This window comes from Streptomyces sp. NPDC127084 (assembly GCF_042724175.1).
Lineage (GTDB): Bacteria > Actinomycetota > Actinomycetes > Streptomycetales > Streptomycetaceae > Streptomyces.
This window is the reverse complement of record NZ_JBHXFA010000156.1, coordinates 1-15641: the sequence shown is the minus strand read 5'-3', so window position 1 is coordinate 15641 and position 15641 is coordinate 1. Positions and strand designations below refer to the sequence as shown.

At 72.1% G+C, this 15641-nt stretch carries 16 protein-coding genes and 1 pseudogene; 9 read left to right on the top strand and 8 right to left on the bottom strand.

Features of this window, described 5'->3' with window-relative positions; all coding sequences use genetic code 11:
• Positions 1–38: 38 nt before the first annotated feature.
• Positions 39–248: a dodecin gene (locus ACFWI9_RS27965; RefSeq protein WP_338674236.1), complete on the bottom strand. Its 210-nt coding sequence runs from the start codon at positions 246–248 to the stop codon at positions 39–41.
• A 19-nt stretch (positions 249–267) separates the two neighbouring features.
• On the bottom strand, positions 268–396 hold the full coding sequence (locus ACFWI9_RS27960; protein ID WP_387166153.1) for a hypothetical protein: 129 nt from the start codon (positions 394–396) through the stop codon (positions 268–270).
• 124 nt (positions 397–520) lie between these two features.
• On the opposite strand from ACFWI9_RS27960, the gene ACFWI9_RS27955 reads away from it, so the two are divergent.
• Together ACFWI9_RS27955 and ACFWI9_RS27950 are read left to right on the top strand one after the other, a co-directional pair.
• Positions 521–1342, top strand: a complete 822-nt coding sequence (locus ACFWI9_RS27955; protein WP_387166151.1) for a GNAT family N-acetyltransferase — start codon at positions 521–523, stop codon at positions 1340–1342.
• Positions 1339–2421, top strand: a complete 1083-nt coding sequence (locus tag ACFWI9_RS27950) for a lysophospholipid acyltransferase family protein (RefSeq protein WP_387166149.1) — start codon at positions 1339–1341, stop codon at positions 2419–2421. The genes ACFWI9_RS27955 and ACFWI9_RS27950 overlap by 4 nt, the downstream gene beginning before the upstream one ends.
• Here ACFWI9_RS27950 and egtD read toward each other — a convergent pair.
• Genes egtD through egtA form a run of 4 tightly spaced genes read right to left on the bottom strand, consistent with a single transcriptional unit; the run spans position 2316 to position 6665 of the window.
• On the bottom strand, positions 2316–3278 hold the full coding sequence (gene egtD, locus ACFWI9_RS27945; RefSeq protein ID WP_387166147.1) for an L-histidine N(alpha)-methyltransferase: 963 nt from the start codon (positions 3276–3278) through the stop codon (positions 2316–2318). The two genes, ACFWI9_RS27950 and egtD, sit on opposite strands and share 106 nt — an antisense overlap.
• Positions 3275–4057 carry an ergothioneine biosynthesis protein EgtC gene (egtC, locus tag ACFWI9_RS27940; RefSeq protein ID WP_387166145.1) on the bottom strand — a complete coding sequence of 261 codons (783 nt, stop codon included), beginning with the start codon at positions 4055–4057 and terminating at the stop codon, positions 3275–3277. The genes egtD and egtC overlap by 4 nt, the downstream gene beginning before the upstream one ends.
• Entirely contained in the window at positions 4057–5373 is a 1317-nt protein-coding gene (gene egtB, locus ACFWI9_RS27935; protein ID WP_387166143.1) for an ergothioneine biosynthesis protein EgtB, read from the bottom strand. Before egtB ends, egtC begins: the two co-directional genes overlap by 1 nt.
• Positions 5370–6665, bottom strand: a complete 1296-nt coding sequence (gene egtA / locus ACFWI9_RS27930; RefSeq protein ID WP_387166141.1) for an ergothioneine biosynthesis glutamate--cysteine ligase EgtA — start codon at positions 6663–6665, stop codon at positions 5370–5372. Before egtA ends, egtB begins: the two co-directional genes overlap by 4 nt.
• Positions 6666–6797: 132 nt before the next feature.
• On the opposite strand from egtA, the gene ACFWI9_RS27925 reads away from it, so the two are divergent.
• The 5 genes from ACFWI9_RS27925 (at position 6798) to ACFWI9_RS27905 (ending at position 11438) form a co-directional block, all read left to right on the top strand.
• Positions 6798–7652, top strand: a complete 855-nt coding sequence (locus tag ACFWI9_RS27925) for a TIGR02452 family protein (protein WP_387166139.1) — start codon at positions 6798–6800, stop codon at positions 7650–7652.
• A 102-nt stretch (positions 7653–7754) separates the two neighbouring features.
• The gene (locus tag ACFWI9_RS27920) at positions 7755–8516 is read left to right on the top strand and encodes a helix-turn-helix domain-containing protein (RefSeq protein ID WP_387166137.1); all 762 of its coding nucleotides are present in this window, start codon (positions 7755–7757) and stop codon (positions 8514–8516) included.
• Entirely contained in the window at positions 8513–9883 is a 1371-nt protein-coding gene (locus tag ACFWI9_RS27915) for an MFS transporter (RefSeq protein WP_387166135.1), read from the top strand. Before ACFWI9_RS27920 ends, ACFWI9_RS27915 begins: the two co-directional genes overlap by 4 nt.
• A 183-nt stretch (positions 9884–10066) precedes the next feature.
• Complete coding sequence (locus tag ACFWI9_RS27910; protein ID WP_387166133.1) at positions 10067–11128, top strand: LacI family DNA-binding transcriptional regulator; 1062 nt, start codon at positions 10067–10069, stop codon at positions 11126–11128.
• A gap of 37 nt (positions 11129–11165) precedes the next feature.
• Positions 11166–11438: a hypothetical protein gene (locus ACFWI9_RS27905; protein WP_387166131.1), complete on the top strand. Its 273-nt coding sequence runs from the start codon at positions 11166–11168 to the stop codon at positions 11436–11438.
• 134 nt (positions 11439–11572) lie between these two features.
• Here the strand turns inward: ACFWI9_RS27905 and trxA are convergent, their stop codons facing one another.
• Positions 11573–11980: a thioredoxin gene (gene trxA, locus ACFWI9_RS27900; RefSeq protein WP_387166129.1), complete on the bottom strand. Its 408-nt coding sequence runs from the start codon at positions 11978–11980 to the stop codon at positions 11573–11575.
• Between the two features lie 119 nt (positions 11981–12099).
• On the opposite strand from trxA, the pseudogene ACFWI9_RS27895 reads away from it, so the two are divergent.
• Together ACFWI9_RS27895 and ACFWI9_RS27890 are read left to right on the top strand one after the other, a co-directional pair.
• A pseudogene (locus tag ACFWI9_RS27895) lies at positions 12100–13527 on the top strand (dihydrolipoyl dehydrogenase family protein); the annotation flags it as partial.
• A 106-nt stretch (positions 13528–13633) separates the two neighbouring features.
• Complete coding sequence (locus ACFWI9_RS27890) at positions 13634–15091, top strand: hypothetical protein (protein WP_387166127.1); 1458 nt, start codon at positions 13634–13636, stop codon at positions 15089–15091.
• 7 nt (positions 15092–15098) lie between these two features.
• On the opposite strand, the gene ACFWI9_RS27885 is transcribed toward ACFWI9_RS27890, so the two are convergent.
• Positions 15099–15641, bottom strand: a 543-nt coding sequence (locus ACFWI9_RS27885) for an electron transfer flavoprotein subunit alpha/FixB family protein (RefSeq protein ID WP_387166125.1), incomplete at its 5' end; no start/stop codon positions are given.

Genomic DNA, 15641 nt, shown 5'->3' with positions numbered 1-15641 from the left:
GCGTTGGGCCGAACGGGTGCAGGGTCAGCCGTTCTACGTCAGTCCTCCAGACGGAACCCGACCTTCAGGCCGACCTGGTAGTGCTCGATCTCGCCGTCCACGATGTGGCCGCGGACCTGCGTCACCTCGAACCAGTCGAGGCCCCGGATGGTCTGCTTGGCCCGGGAGATACCGTTGCGGATGGCCTGGTCGACCCCTTCGTGCGAGGTGCCGACGATCTCGGTGACCCGATAGGTGTGCTGGGACATCTGGCTGTCCTCTCTGTCCTCACCGTTGCGCCGTGGCGACGTTCCCCTCCACCGTGCCCCAGCGGTCGGCGGTCCGCTCCTCGGAGCTCGCGCCCGCGAACGGGCGCCGCGCACAGACGCGCACCGCCGCGGCGGAGTCGCCGGGCATTCAGAAGGCGCACATCCGCGCTCCGCACCACCGTCACGTCGAATCCAGCCGGTCGCGGAATTAATCGGATGCCGGGCTGCCGCAGGCGCTGTCCGGCGCATCCGTACGGCAGAGGAGAGCCGCCATGCCCGCTTCGCCCGCAGTCGTCCCCGCCCCGGTCGTTCCCGCCCCGGTCGTTCCCGCCCCGGTCGTCCCTGCCCCGGCCGTGTCCGCGGAGCCCCGCTACACGGTCTCCATCGCGCGCACCCAGGAGGAGGTGCGCGCCGCGCAGCGGCTGCGGCACCAGGTGTTCGCCGGAGAGCTGGGCGCCCGGCTCGACGGCCCGGAGCCCGGGCTCGACATCGACGCCTTCGACGCGTACTGCGACCACATCCTCGTACGGCATGAGGAGACCGGCGAGGTGGTGGGCACCTACCGGGTGCTGCCGCCCGATCGGGCGAGGATCGCCGGACGGCTCTACGCCGAGACCGAGTTCGACCTCACCCGGCTCGCTCCCATCCGTGCTGACCTGGTCGAGGTCGGCCGGTCCTGCGTCCACCCCGCGCACCGCAACGGCGCCGTCATCGCGCTCATCTGGGCCGGCCTCGCCCGCTATATGACCCGCACCGGCCACACCTGGCTGTCCGGTTGCTGCTCCATCCCGCTCGCCGACGGCGGCGCACTCGCCGCGGGGACCTGGGACACCGTCAAGACCAGGCATCTCGCGCCCGAGGAGTACTGGGTCACCCCGCACAAACTCTGGAACGCCGGCAGCGTCTCCCGGCCCGCCGGCTGCACCGAACTGCCCCCGCTGCTGCGCGGCTATCTCCGGCTCGGCGCCTGGGTGTGTGGCGCGCCCGCCCACGACCCCGACTTCAACGTCGCCGACCTGTACGTACTGCTGTCGCTGCACCGCACCAACCCGCGCTACCTGCGGCACTTCCTCTCGCTGGCGCCGGTGAAATGAGCGTCTGGCTCCCCACCGCGCCCTGCACCCCCGACGGTTGCGCCACGCCCCGGTGGCCGACAGTCGGCCGACTCAGGGCGGTCGTCCGGCTGCTGGCGGGGGTCGCGGTCGTGCTCGCGGGGATTGCCGTGTCCCCCGTGGCGGTCCCGCTCGGCCCGGACGGCAGAGCCCGGCTGGTCCGGCTGTGGTGCCGCCTGATACCCAGGGCCTTCGGCGTACGGGTCCGGGTCGTCGGCCCGGCCGAGTACGCCGGGCCAGGCCGGGCGCCGCTGGCCGTATCCGGACTGATCCCGGGCCCCCGTTCCGCACCGGCCACCGAGTCGCCGACCGGCCCCGGCCGGTCCGCGCGGCGCTCCGGCACGCTCGTCGTCCCCAACCACGTCTCCTGGCTGGACATCCCCCTCGTCGCCACCGTGCTGCCCGGGCGGATGCTCGCCAAGGAAGAGGTACGGCGCTGGCCCGTGCTGGGTCCGCTCGCCCGGTTCGGCGGCACGCTGTTCGTGGACCGGGACCGGCTGCGAGCCCTGCCCCGTCTGGTCGGGACCATGGCGGACGCACTCAGGGGCGGGGCGCGCGTGGTCGTGTTCCCCGAGGGCTCGACCTGGTGCGGTCGTGCCCAGGGGCGCTTCCGCAACGCAGCTTTCCAGTCCGCGCTTGACGCGGGCGTCACCGTACAGCCGGTACGCATCAGCTACCGGCCCACCGGTGCCGCCGCGTTCGTGGGCGACGACCCGCTCATGGCGTCGTTGTGGAGGGTCGCCGCGGCACGCGGGCTGACCGCCGAGATCAGGGTCCTGCCCCCGATCCCGGCGGACCGCCACACCGATCGCCGCACACTGGCCCGGGCGGCCCACGCCGCCGTGACAGCCGACGGCACGGCGACCGGCCAGGTTCACACCGGGAGCGGGGCCGGCACCGGGAGCGACCCCGGTACGGCCCGAATCTCCTCCGTCCCGGCCACCGGCTCCTCCGCTCACACCGCCGTGGACAGCGACAGTGCGAACCTCTCCGCCGAGTCCGTCCACCACCACGACAACTTCATCCCGGCATCCGCCAGTTCGGTGCGCACACCTTCCTGACGGAACTTGGCGGACACCTCGGTGCGGATCTCCTCTCCGGCCTCGAAGGGCACCACCAGATCGAGGTCCCGGATCGTCACCTTGAGCGCCCGCCGGGCCCGCAGCCGCATCTCGATCCACTCCTTCTCCCTGTTCCACAAAGCCACATGGGCGAACGTGCCGGGATCGAAGTCGGCCCCGAGCTCGCGGTCGATGACCGCCAGGACGTTCCGGTTGAACTCGGCGGTCACCCCGGCCGCGTCGTCGTACGCCGCGACCAGCACCTCCTCCTCCTTCACCAGGTCCGTACCGAGCAGCAGCGCGTCCCCAGGCGCCAGCATCGCCCGAACCGCGCGAAGGAAGGTCTGGCGTTCACCCGGCAGCAGGTTGCCGATGGTGCCGCCGAGGAACGCGACCAGCCGTGGCCCCGGAGTCTCGGGCAGCTCCAGTGCCCGGGTGAAGTCCGCGGTCATCGCCTGGATGTCCAGCGACGGATGGTCACCGAGCAGCGCTGTGGCCGCGCCCTTCAGCGCGCTCTCGCTCACATCGACCGGCACGTAACTGCGCAGCCCCGTCAGCGCGCCCAGTAGATGCCGGGTCTTCTCCGACGAGCCGGAGCCCAGCTCCACCAGGGTGCGGGCGCCGGTCACCGCCGCGATCTCGGCCGCGCGGTCGACGAGGATCTCCCGCTCGGCCCGGGTCGGGTAGTACTCGGGCAGCCGGGTGATGTCCTCGAACAGCTCGCTGCCGCGTGCGTCGTAGAACCACTTGGGCGGCAGTTCCTTGGGGGTGTGGGTCAGCCCGTGCAGCACGTCGGCGCGCAGAGCGGCGCCGGCCGCGTCGTCGGGCAGGGTGCGGGTCAGCTGGAACGGGCTCACGCGGATGGCTCCTTCAGCGGGGTCAGCAGGACATCGGTGCGAGTGGCGACCAGCAGGGTGCGGTCGGGCACCTCGCACCAGTGGGGATCGTCGTCATACGGCTCGGACGCCACGACCACCCGGCCGCCGGTGGAGCGGGGGATCCCGGGGCGTTCCGGTTCCGCGAGATACCAGAGCGTGTCGCCCCAGGCGGTCGCCGCGATCGCCGCCCCGTCCGTGAGCAGCAGATTCAGCCGTGATCCGGGGGCCGCCCGTGCGACCTCCAGCACGGTCTCCGCCGAGGACTCGCCTAGGCCGTCCCCGTCGCGCAGTCGGCGCAGCACCAGCGCCCAGAGCAGTGCCGAGTCACAACGCGCCTCCAGCGAGAGCAGTTCGTCCGCGGGCAGCGCCGCGGCCTGCGACGCGACCGAACGCGGCCAGCCCGCGACGGCGCCGTTGTGACTGAACAGCCAGGGCCCGGCGGTGTACGGCGCCGCCGCGGCTTCCCCGTCCGCGCCCGGCTCCGTCGCGTCCCTGACCGCCGCGAGCAGCGCCCCGGCGCGCACCACCCGCGCCAGATCGGCGAAGGACTGGTCGCCCCACACCGGACCGGCGCGGCGGTAGCGGGCCGGTACCGGGTCACCCGCCGCGTACCAGCCGACCCCGAAGCCGTCCGCGTTGACCGTCCCGTACCGCTGGCGGCGCGGCGCCCAGGACTGCCGCAGCAGCCCGTGCGGCGGCGCGACCAGCAGCTCGCCGAGCGCCGCCTCGGGACCGAGGAAGGCGATATGGCGGCACATCAGGCGTCCCGCGCCGTGCGGAAACCGGCGAAGATCTGCCGGCGCACCGGGAGGTCCCAGTTGCGGAACGTGCCGCGGCAGGCCACCGGGTCCACGGCGAACGAGCCGCCCCGCAGCACCTTGTGGTTGCCGCCGAAGAACACCTCCGAGTACTCCCGGTACGGGAACGCCGTGAACCCTGGGTAGGGGAGGAAGTCGCTCGCCGTCCACTCCCAGACATCGCCTATGAGCTGCCGGACGCCGAGTGGCGACGCGCCTTCCGGATACGCCCCCGCCGGGGCGGGACGCAGGTGGCGCTGACCGAGATTGGCCCGGTCGGGTGCCGGGTCGGCGTCGCCCCAGGGATAGCGCCGGGAGCGTCCGGACACGGGGTCGTGCCGAGCCGCCTTCTCCCACTCGGCCTCCGTCGGCAGCCGCCGCCCGGCCCATCGGGCGTACGCGTCCGCCTCGTACCAGCTGACGTGCAGTACCGGCTCGTCGGGCGGCACCGGTTCGGTCACCCCGAACCTGCGCCGCAGCCACTGACCGCCCTCGCGCCGCCAGAACAGCGGAGCCTCGATGCCGTGCTCGCGGATCTGGGCCCAGCCCTCGTCCGCCCACCACCGCTCGTCGGTGTAGCCACCGGCGTCGATGAAATCCTGGAAGGCGCTGTTGGTGACCGGGGCGGTGTCGAGGAAGTACGCCGGGAGTTCGCGCGGGTGGGCGGGCCGTTCGTTGTCCAGTGCCCAGGGTTCCGTGGAGGTGCCCATGGTGAACCGGCCCGCCGGGACCAGCACTTCGGTCGGCAGCCCGGCCATTCCGCCGCGGGGTGGCTCGGGCGCGTCCAGGGCGGCGGGCCCGGACCGGAGCTGATGGGTGATCAGCATGGTTTCGTCGTGCTGCTGTTCGTGCTGGGCGATCATGCCGAACGCGAATCCGGCGTCCACCAGTGGCCCGCCGCGCAGCGGATGCTTCTCCAGGACGTCGAGCACCCGGTCCCGTATTTCGGACGCGTAGGCACGGGATTCGGCGGGGGAGAGCAGCGGCAGTGAGGGCCGTTCGGCACGTGGGTGCTCGAAGGCGTCGTACACCGGGTCGATGTCCGGGCGGATCGCCTCGAACCCGGCGACGGCCCGCAGCAGCCACTGCTCCTCCTGATTGCCGACATGTGCCAGGTCCCAGACCAGCGGGGACATCAACGGCGAGTGCTGTGCGGTGAGCTCACGCTCGTCCACGCAGCCGGTGAGGAGGGCGGTGCGGGCCCGTGCGGCGGTCAGCGCGTCCAGGGCGTGCTGCCTGAGCAACTCCTCGTCGGTCGCCACCGAGGACTCGTTCATGAGCGGAACTCCTTGCTGGGGGGCATTTCCTGCTGCTCGGCGCCGTGGAACGCGAAATCGTCGGCCGGGCAGCGGCCGGGCAGCACATAGCGGTCGAAGTACGCAGCGACCGCGTCGTGTACGGCGGGGGACGCGCCCAGCCTGGGCAGTGCCTCCAGCGCGGCGGTGAAGCAGCTGACGGCGGCGGTGTGCAGTTCGGGGTCGGTGAGCCCGTCGCGGGCGGCGGCGGCCCACAGGGGGTTGCGCGGCGCGGGCAGCGGACCCGCGATCTCGGCGAGCGGCTTGACCGTGCGGTACGCGGTCTCCGCGGCCTCGGGGTCGTCGAACAGCGCGGTGGTGACCGCGACCGGTACCTGCCAGCCGTTCTCGCCCGGTTGCGCGTCGATCATGCGCAGTTCGAGATGGCCGCGGGGGCGCACCGGGGGAAAGAGCGTGGTCATGTGATACTCGAGATCCTCCCGCGTGGGGGGACGCGGCTTCCCGGTCCGTATCCACTGCCGGAAGGTCAGTTCATCGGGGGCCACCCAGGGCCCTTCTGGAGTCCTGACGCACATCACCGGTGTGTCCAGCACATGCGCCGCCCACGCCCTGCGGGGTGGTGCGCCGGGCTCGGGCGCGAGCGCACGCCGCGGGTCCAGGTCCGCCCACAGCGCCTGGCGGGTGGACCGCAGGCCGGTCAGGCGGCCCTTCCCGGCGGGGGAGTTGGCGAACGCGGCGACCAGGACCGCACCGAGAAGATGTGCCGACTGCCAGCGCCTGCCGAGGCCGAGCGGCCCGGGTTCCTCGAAGCCCGCGTCCAGGCACACCTGGACGGACGCGGATGAACACATCATCGAACGCCCGGCGGGTCCGGTCCGGTCGAGGTGTTTCTCCATCGCGTCATAGCGCGGCGCCCGCAGGAGTCTGCGCGGGGGATTCCACGGGTCGTGGCCGTGGCCGCTGAGGGTGAGCCCGTGCGCCCGCAGAGCCGTGCGTACGGCGTCGAGATCGGCCGCCACGGAGTCGACGCACTCCATCAGCGACGGGGCGGGCTGCGAGCTGAGCTCCAACTGCCCACCGGGTTCGAAGGTCAGCGCCGAGCGGAGTGGGAGCTCCCGCACGGCCGCGTACGCGTGCTCCAGCCGCGATGGCGCGACGGGCCGGTCGGGCTGCTGCGGATCGGGTACGAGCCATTCGAGCTCGATACCGACCGTGCGGGGCGGGCCGGTCTTGAAGCAGATGCAGCGCAGCAGCTCTTCGGCGGCGTCCACGCTGGGCAGCGGTTCGCCGCCCCCGGCATCGCGTGCGGCCATGAATCCTCCTGTCACAAGCGCTCCGTTCACCACAGTTCACGGCCGACCGACCGCGCATGACTGATCGAGTGCGCGGTAAGAGGGCCGTAATTGGTTTGTCGGCGCCCTGGGGGATCACTGAGGATTCCGGGCATGAGTGCACGTCTGCGGGGGATCGCGAAACAGACCCAGGAGATCGTCGGAGCAGGTCGCTACCGGGCGCCGGGCGGCCAGTGGGTGACGATCGGCGGAGAGCTGTCCGCGGCTGTCGAAGGAACTCGGATGTACGGGCCCGGACCCGTGCCGGTGGTGCCCGACACGGACCGTTCCAGCGTATGCGAGGTCACCGGAGAGAGCAGCCTGGACGCTGCCCGCCGCCTCACCGCACGGGCGCCAGGCCCGGTGGCGGTGCTCAACTTCGCCTCGGCCCGCAATCCCGGTGGAGGCTTCCTCAACGGGGCCCAGGCCCAGGAGGAAGCCCTCTGCCGGGCCTCCGCGCTCCACACCACGCTGCTGCGGGTCCCGGAGTTCTATGTCCACCATCGCGCGGACCCCAGTCCCTTCTACTCCGACCGGGTGATCCACTCGCCCGGGGTCCCGGTGTTCCGCGACGAACGCGGCCGGCTGCTGGACCGGCCGTACACAGTGGGCTTCCTCACCTCACCCGCTCCGAACGCCGGTGTGATCCTCAGCCGTATGCCCGGTGAAGCCGTTCGCATACCTGCCGTGCTGGCGTCCCGCGCCGAGCGCGTCCTGGAGACGGCCGCGGTGGCGGGCTACCGGCGACTGGTGCTCGGAGCCTGGGGATGCGGGGTGTTCCGCAACGACCCGGCCCAGGTGGCGGGGGCCTTCCACAGCCTGCTCCGGGACGGCGGCCGGTTCTCCGGGCACTTCGAGGAGACCGTGTACGCGGTGCTGGACCGCAGCGCCGGGCAGCGGACCCTGGCGGCGTTCAGGGCGGTGTTCCCCGGGGCCCCGGACCCGGCGGCGGGCCGGACCCCCTCCTGAGGGGGCTCGCACACCGGTGGGCCGCCGTCCGCACTCAGCTTTGCCAAAGAAATTCTGCAAAAAGTATTTTGGAAAGTGCTGCGATCGGCCTACGCTGCCGCCATGTCCAGCGAACAGCGCGAACGCATCCTCGACCCGGAGCGTGATGCGGCGGCCGTGAAGGCACTGACCCACCCCCTGCGCATCCGACTGCTGGGGCTGCTGCGGCAGTACGGCCCCGCGACCGCCAGCGAACTCGGTGTCCGCACCGGAGAGTCGTCCGCTTCGACCAGCTACCACCTCCGTGTACTGGCCAAGTACGCCTTCATCGCCGAGGCCGCGCACCGGGACGGACGCGAGCGCCGCTGGCGTGCCGTCCACGAGCTGACGTCCTGGAGCAACGAAGCCATGGCCGCCACCGACGAGACGCGGACCTTTGTCTCCGCGAGCCGCCGGGCCCAGCTGGTTCATCTGGAGGGGGCCTTCACCCAGTACGACGAGGACGTCGCGGCCGGGCGTCTCGGGGCGGAATGGGCTGAGCCCGCGGGCATGACCGATCTGCTGTACCGCCTCACGCCCGAGTCGCTGACGGAGTTGTGGGAGTCGTTCGGGCGTGCGGTGCGCGCGCTGGCGGTGCGGGACGAGGGCGACCCGCGTGCCGAGCAGGTCGCGGTGTTCTGGGCCGGGCTGCCGCTCGCCGGGCAGGGCTCCGCTTCCGCCGGGGCTCTTCGCGGAAGCCCCGAACCCGACGGATCCGCCCCGCCCGCCCCGTCCGACGGATCCGGCCTGTCCGACGGATCCGGCCTGTCCGACGGGACCGGCCTGTCCGACGGGACCGACGGGCCGGACGCGTACGGCACCGGGACGGAAGGGGAGGTGTGGTGACCCCGCACCTCGACCCGCGCACCGCCCGGCGCCGCTTCGCCGTCGTCACCTTCCTCTTCTGGCTGCCAGTGGGTCTCTACCTGCCGGCGCTCGTCCTGCTGCCCACCGCGCGCGGCTTCAGCGTCGCCGTCATCGCCGGACTGTTCGCCGTGCACTCGTTGACGGTGGCCGTGCTGGAACTCCCCACGGGCGGGCTCAGTGATGTCGTCGGCCGCCGTCCTGTGCTGGCGGTGGCAGGTGTGCTCAACCTGGCCGCTCTCGTACTGTTCGCCCTCGGCACCGCCGCCTGGGTACTCACTGCCGCGATGTTCCTCCTGGGCGCGGGGCGTGCCCTGTCCAGCGGGCCGGCCGAGGCGTGGTACGTCGACACCGTGCACGCGCACTCCGGCGCCGACACCGAACTGCGTACCGGGCTCGCACGCGCGGGCACCGCGTCCGCGGCGGCGCTGGCCGCCGGCACCCTCATCGGAGGGGCGCTGCCCTGGCTGCTGGGCCTCGGTCCGGGCCTGGGGGCGCGGCTGGCCGCAGCCACCTCCGGGGTCGTGCTCCCGCTCTCCGTGCCCGGGCTGCTCGGCGGGGCCGTGGTCCTCGTCTTCGTGGCTTATGTGCTGACCCGGCTGCCCGAGCCGGCCCGGCCCCCCGCCACACTGCGCGGGGTCGTCGCGGGCGTCCCGGCGACGGTGCTCGGCGGTCTGCGCCTGGGCGCGAGCGACGGGCTGATCCGCAGGCTGCTGCTCACCACCTGTGCGATCGGCGCCGCGCTGGGCACCATCGAACTGCTCATGCCCGGCCGAACCGCGGCACTGACCGGCGCACCGGAATCCGGGGCGGTGGTCTTCGCGGGCTTGGCCTGCGGGGGATTCGCCTGCACGGCCGTCGGTAGTCACCTCGCGCCCTTCACGGCCCGGCTGGCGGGGGGTGCCGAGCGCGCGGTGCTCGTCGGACTCGGTGCGATGGCCGCGGGCCTGCTCCTCCTCACCGCATCCGCCGCCTGGTCGGGGACCTGGGCGCTGGTGCTCCTCGCGGTCGGCTACGCACTGGTCTATCTCGCCCTCGGTTCCACCGGGCCCAACGGGAACGAACTGCTGCACAGCCGCGTCGGCAGCGCCCACCGGGCCACCGCACTGTCCGTTCAGTCCCTCGCGTTGCAGGCGCTGGGCGCGTCGATCGGTCTGGTCGCGGCGGCCCTGCCGCAGGGGCCCCTCCGCTGGCTTCCGGGCGCCCTGCTCCTGGTGGCGGGCGCTCTGCTGTGGGTGCGCCGGGGCCGTACCGGTGGCGGCGGACCCGGAGGCAACCGCCGTGATCGCGCCGAAAGCCCACGCGCGGATGCGACGGCGGCAACGGCGCGTTCCGGCGTCGGAGCGTGATCGGTCGGTAGCTCCGCGCAGCGAAAATGGGTGCGAACAGCGTGGTTGTGGCGGGTCGGCGAGGCCGCGGGAGCGGCTGCGGGCCGCGCCCCGGTCGAGGATGCCGACGGCCGGGACCCTGCGAATACTTCTGGCCAAGCACCGATTTCCGGGCCTGTCCGCTCTGGAATTATCCCGAGAGCGATGAGTCAGATACCCAGGGCGACGACCCAGACACCCAGACATCCGGCAGAACGCTCCCTCCTGGCCAAGAGGGCCGTACCGACCAGCGCCGACGTCGCGCGGTTGGCCGGCGTCTCGCGGGCCACGGTCTCCTACGTACTCAACAACACCTCGGCGGTGCGCATCAGCGAGCCCACCCGCCGACGGGTGCGCCAGGCAGCCGAGGAGCTGGGCTATGTGCCGCACGCGGCGGCCCGCAGCCTGCGCGCGGGTCACACCCGCATCGTGCTGCTGCCCACGGCGCACGTGGCGCACGGCCCGCTCGACGGGCGCTTCATCAGCGAACTCCAGTGGGCGCTGCGGCGCCTGGACTACACCGTCGTGCAGTACGGCAGCCTCGGCCTGGACGGCGACGCCGCCGCCAGGGCCTGGGCCGAACTCCGGCCGGTCGCGGTGGTGTCGCTCGGAGAGGTCGCACTCACCCCGCAGGGCGTGGATGTGCTCAAGCGCTCCGGGGCGCGAGCGGTGATCACGCTGGGCCCGCAGCAGGTACGTGGAGCCCACTCGCTGGTCATGGACCAGCGCGAGGTGGGGGTGAGGGCAGCGAGGCACCTGCTGGAACGAGGCCGCAGGCGCATCGGCATGATCATGCCCGAGGAGCCAGGGCTCGAACTCTTCCGTGAACCCCGCCTGGCCGGTCTGCGCCAGGCCGCCGAACCGCTCGGCGCCACGGTCACACCCCTGCCGCTCGGCTACGACGAGTCAGCCGCGGACGCGCTGGCGGCGCGCTGGCGCGAACTCGGCCTGGACGGTGTGTACGCCTACAACGACGAGTACGCCATGCTGCTGATGCGCGCTCTTCAGGACGCCGGGATCGGCATTCCGGACGAAACCGCGGTGATCGGCACTGACGACCTGCTGCTGGGGCGGCTGCTGCGGCCACGGCTCAGTACGGTCCGGCTTGACATGGTCACGGGACAGCATCTGGCGGAGCTGGTCGACCGGGTGGTCCGAGATCCCGGCGGCGCTCCCGAGCGGCACGATCTGCTGGGTGCGCGAGCGATCCGCCGTGAGTCCACGTGAGCGTGCGCGGCGGGCGGTGCGTCGCTAGCGTCAAGGCATGAGTACCCTTCCGCGGCACTTCCAGGTCCTGCTGGTGCCGTCGCATGTGCTGGACCGTTCCGGTGCGGCGGTGGAGGACAGCGCGGTGCGTTCGGCGACCGTGGAGTACACGGGCGAGAGCGGCGCCTCCGGCTACCCGCGCTACTCGGGCCACGGTGTCGTCGCCGATATCGACCCGGTGACGCGCACCGTGGAGGCGCTGCTCGTGGACGGCGCGGAACTGGACTACGGCCTCACCGCGCTCGTATCGGACTATCCGAAGGCCACCTGAACGGGCGGATACGGAGCGACCCGGGGCCAGGCCTCTCGTTCGGACCCTGCCGGACTCGGCCTGATCCGGACGAGAGACCCAGGCGCGCCCACGGGGCGGCCCGGGCCCGTCCGTCCCGCTGTCCGACGCGGCGACTACTGAGCCTGCGGCTCGGTGCCCTGGGTGTCGTGGCCCTGCCGGGGATCCTGAGCTTCCGCGATGGACTTGCGTACCTCGTCCATGTCCAGCCCCCGTGCCTGGCCGATCACATCCTCCAGCACGGGCTCCGGCAGCGCTCCCGGCTGGGCGAACACGGCGACATTGTCCCGGATGATCATGAGCGTAGGAATCGAGCGGATCTCGAAAGCCGCCGCCAGCTCCGGCTGCGCCTCCGTGTCCACCTTCGCGAAGACGAGATCGGAGTGGCGCTCGGAGGCCTGCTCATAGACGGGGGCGAACTGGCGGCACGGCCCACACCAGGAAGCCCAGAAGTCGATCAGGACGAATTCGTTGCCGGATACGACCTGATCGAAGTTTTCCTTGGTGAGCTCGAGGGTGCTCATGTCTTCCAACCTCTTCCTGATGTCCGTCGGGGGGACGCCCAGCACAACCGTGTTCCGGGCGGGCGGTATTCCACCTGCCCATGTGGCCACGCCGCACACGTGGCTACAGACTTGTCCGTATGACCGAAGCCGTGGAGTACGACGTGGTGGTGCTGGGCGGGGGGCCCACGGGGGAGAACGTGGCGGAGCGGACCAGAGCCGCGGGGCTGAGTACGGCGGTCGTGGAGAGCGAACTGGTCGGTGGCGAGTGCTCGTACTGGGCGTGCATGCCGAGCAAGGCGCTGCTGAGGCCCGCGATCACCCACGCCGACGCCCGGCGAGTGCCGGGAGTGCGCGAGACGGTCCGGGGCGCGTTGGACACCGCGGCGGTGCTCGCCCATCGCGACGAGTTCACCTCGCACTGGAAGGACGAGGGCCAGGTGGCCTGGCTCGACTCGATCGGCGCCCGCCTCTACCGCGGCCACGGCAGGCTGCACGGTCCCCGGAAGGTCGTCGTCACCGGACCCGAGGGCGAACACCATGTGCTCACCGCCCGGCACGCCGTCGCCGTGAGCACCGGCACCAGGGCGGTGCTGCCGGATCTGCCCGGGGTGGCCGGCGCCAGGGCATGGACCAGCCGCGAGGCCACCAGTGCCAAAGCCGCGCCGGGCCGCTTGGTGGTGGTCGGCGGGGGAGTCGTCGGCACGGAGATGGCCACCGCCTGGCAGGCACTCGGTTCCCAGGTCACCCTGCTGGTCCGGGGCGAGGGCGTGCTGCCCCGCATGGAGCCCTTCGTCAGCGGCTACATCGTGGACGCGCTCACCGACGCCGGTGCCACCGTACGCACCGGGGCGTCCGTGGCCGCCGTGCGTCGTGACGGAGGGGCCGGACCCGTCACCGTCATCCTCGAAGGCGGGGAACTGATCGACGCCGACGAGGTCCTCTTCGCCACCGGACGGGCTCCCCGCACCGAGGACATCGGCCTGGACACGGTCGGCATCGAACCGGGCTCCTGGCTGCGGGTGGACGACAGCTGCCGGGTCGAGGGCACCGACTGGCTCTACGGCGTCGGCGACGTCAACCACCGTGCCCTGCTGACCCATCAGGGCAAGTACCAGGGACGTATCGCCGGAGCCGCGATCGGCGCCCGGGCCCAGCACGTTCCGCTGCTCGAAACCGACCGCTGGGGCGCGCATTCCGCGACCGCCGACCATGACGCCGTACCGCAGGTCGTCTTCACCGACCCCGAGGCGGCCTCCGTCGGTCTGACCCTCGCTCAGGCGGAGGCATCCGGCCGCCGGGTTCGAGCGGTCGACTACGACCTCGGCTCGGTCGCCGGGGCCGGGCTGTTCCTCGACGCCTACCGCGGCCGTGCCCGGATGGTCGTCGACCTGGACCGGGAGGTCCTGCTCGGGGTCACCTTCGTCGGGCCCGGTGTGGGCGAACTGCTGCACTCGGCGACGATCGCCGTCGCGGGAGAGGTACCGATCGACCGGCTGTGGCACGCCGTACCGTCCTACCCGACCATCAGCGAGGTCTGGCTGCGGCTGCTGGAGACCTATCGGGGCTGAACGCACCGACGCGGCAAGCGGCGGGGGCGGCGGGGGGTTGGCACCGCGCGCAGGGGGTAGCGCCACGGCCGGCGCGCTACGGAGGAGCGGCGGCCACACCCGTATGGCCCGCAGCGCTCGCGCGCACCCCGCCGGCGGGTTCTGCTGGGACCACCCATTCGTAGCGGGAGGTCCTGCCGTGCCGGACAACGGAGTTCCAGGCAGCGGAAAGCCGTACAGCGGAGAGCCGCGACCCGGCCCGGCGGGGCCGGACTCGCTGGACAGCCTGCGTGAGCGCGTGGCGGTTCTCGAATCCCAGCAGGTGAAGCGGACTCCCCGGCACCGAGTGAGGTCCTTCTTCGCCGCGCTGCTCATCGTGCTCGGCTGTGTGCTCGCGCCGTTCGGCGTCGTCGCGGCGTGGACGGCGGACGAGATCGGTGACACCGACCGCTATGTGGCCACCGTCGCCCCGCTCGCCTCCGACGCGGACGTCCAGCAGGCGGCGGCGACCCGCGTCACCAACGTGGTGATGGAGCACATCGACCTGAGCGCCCTGCTGGAGGAAGCCGTCCCGGCGGACCGGCCCCTGCTGGACAAGCTCATCGGCCGGGTGGGCAACTCCCTGGAAGGCGCCGTACGCAGCTTCGTCCAGGACAAGACCCAGGAGATCCTCGCCTCCGGCACCTTCAGGACGATCTGGATCAACGCCAACCGCGACGCCCACGCCGCCCTGGTCAAAGCCCTGACGGGCAGCTCGGACAGCACCCTGACCATCCACAACAACTCGGTCACCGTCGACCTCGGGCCGGTGATCGACAAGGTCAAGCAGCGGCTCGTGGACGACGGTCTGACGATCGCGTCGAAGATCCCCGAGGTGCACACCGACTTCACCGTGCTCCGCTCCGATGACATCGGCCGGGTGAAGACCTACTTCCGGCTGCTCCAGATCGCCGGGGTCTGGCTGCCGGTCATCGCGGTGCTGCTGGTCATCGCCGGTGTGCTGCTGTCCAGGCACCGGCGTCGGGCGCTGGTCGCGGGCGCGCTGGGGCTCGCCTTCGCCGCGGTGGTGCTCGGCATCGCGCTCACCGTGTTCCGGGTGGTCTATCTCAACGCGCTGCCCGACAGCGTCTCGCAGCCCGCGGCCGGGACGATCTACGACACCCTGACGCGCTATCTGCGCACCATGGTCCGGGTGACCGTCGCACTGGGTGTGGTGGTGGCGCTCGCCGCCTGGCTGAGCGGTCCCGGCCGCTACGCCACCCTCGTACGGCAGCTCTGGGTCTCGGGGATCGCCGCGGTACGTTCGACGGCCGACCACTGGGGCATGCGCACCGGACCGGTCGGCCCGTTCGTGCGGCGCTACCGGGCCTGGATCACCTGGGTGCTGGTGGCGGTGGCGCTGCTGGTGTTCATCCTGTGGAGCTATCCCACGGGCTGGGTCGTCATCGCCATCGCGCTGGTGTTGCTGCTGGCCATGGCTGTGGTGGAGTTCCTCGCCCAGGACAGCGCCCACGGCACCGGGAACACCGGGGCGGACGGGCCGGGACCGGTCGAACCGTCCCGGACTCCGTCCGCCCGATGACTGGGGATCAGCCCTTGCGGGTGTTGATCTCCTCGGTGAGCTGGGGGACGACGTCGAAGAGGTCGCCGACGATGCCGTAGTCGACCAGGTCGAAGATCGGGGCCTCGGCGTCCTTGTTGACGGCCACGATGGTCTTCGAGGTCTGCATACCGGCCCGGTGCTGGATCGCGCCGGAGATACCCGAGGCGATGTACAGCTGCGGGGAGACGCTCTTACCGGTCTGGCCGACCTGGTTGGAGTGCGGGTACCAGCCCGCGTCCACCGCGGCACGCGAGGCACCCACCGCCGCGCCGAGCGCGTCCGCCAGCGCCTCGATGACCGCGAAGTTCTCCGCGCCGTTGACACCGCGCCCACCCGAGACCACGATCGCGGCCTCGGTCAGCTCCGGACGGCCCGTGGACTCCCGCGCCGTACGCGCCACGACCTTCGTACCCGTCGCCTGCTCACCGAACGCAACCGCCAGCGCCTCGACCGCGCCCGCGGCCGGGGCCGCCTCGACCGGAGCCGAGTTCGGCTTCACCGTGATCACCGGAGTACCCCGGGACACACG

Bases quoted from the DNA above. Each gene is read 5' to 3' on its own strand.
- ACFWI9_RS27965 (WP_338674236.1), bottom strand. From the start codon at position 248: ATGTCCCAGCACACCTATCGGGTCACCGAGATCGTCGGCACCTCGCAC.
- ACFWI9_RS27960 (WP_387166153.1), bottom strand. From the start codon at position 396: ATGCCCGGCGACTCCGCCGCGGCGGTGCGCGTCTGTGCGCGGCGCCCG.
- ACFWI9_RS27955 (WP_387166151.1), top strand. From the start codon at position 521: ATGCCCGCTTCGCCCGCAGTCGTCCCCGCCCCGGTCGTTCCCGCCCCG.
- ACFWI9_RS27950 (WP_387166149.1), top strand. From the start codon at position 1,339: ATGAGCGTCTGGCTCCCCACCGCGCCCTGCACCCCCGACGGTTGCGCC.
- egtC (WP_387166145.1), bottom strand. From the start codon at position 4,057: ATGTGCCGCCATATCGCCTTCCTCGGTCCCGAGGCGGCGCTCGGCGAG.
- egtB (WP_387166143.1), bottom strand. From the start codon at position 5,373: ATGAACGAGTCCTCGGTGGCGACCGACGAGGAGTTGCTCAGGCAGCAC.
- egtA (WP_387166141.1), bottom strand. From the start codon at position 6,665: ATGGCCGCACGCGATGCCGGGGGCGGCGAACCGCTGCCCAGCGTGGAC.
- ACFWI9_RS27925 (WP_387166139.1), top strand. From the start codon at position 6,798: ATGAGTGCACGTCTGCGGGGGATCGCGAAACAGACCCAGGAGATCGTC.
- ACFWI9_RS27920 (WP_387166137.1), top strand. From the start codon at position 7,755: ATGTCCAGCGAACAGCGCGAACGCATCCTCGACCCGGAGCGTGATGCG.
- ACFWI9_RS27910 (WP_387166133.1), top strand. From the start codon at position 10,067: ATGAGTCAGATACCCAGGGCGACGACCCAGACACCCAGACATCCGGCA.
- ACFWI9_RS27905 (WP_387166131.1), top strand. From the start codon at position 11,166: ATGAGTACCCTTCCGCGGCACTTCCAGGTCCTGCTGGTGCCGTCGCAT.
- trxA (WP_387166129.1), bottom strand. From the start codon at position 11,980: ATGAGCACCCTCGAGCTCACCAAGGAAAACTTCGATCAGGTCGTATCC.
- ACFWI9_RS27890 (WP_387166127.1), top strand. From the start codon at position 13,634: ATGGCCCGCAGCGCTCGCGCGCACCCCGCCGGCGGGTTCTGCTGGGAC.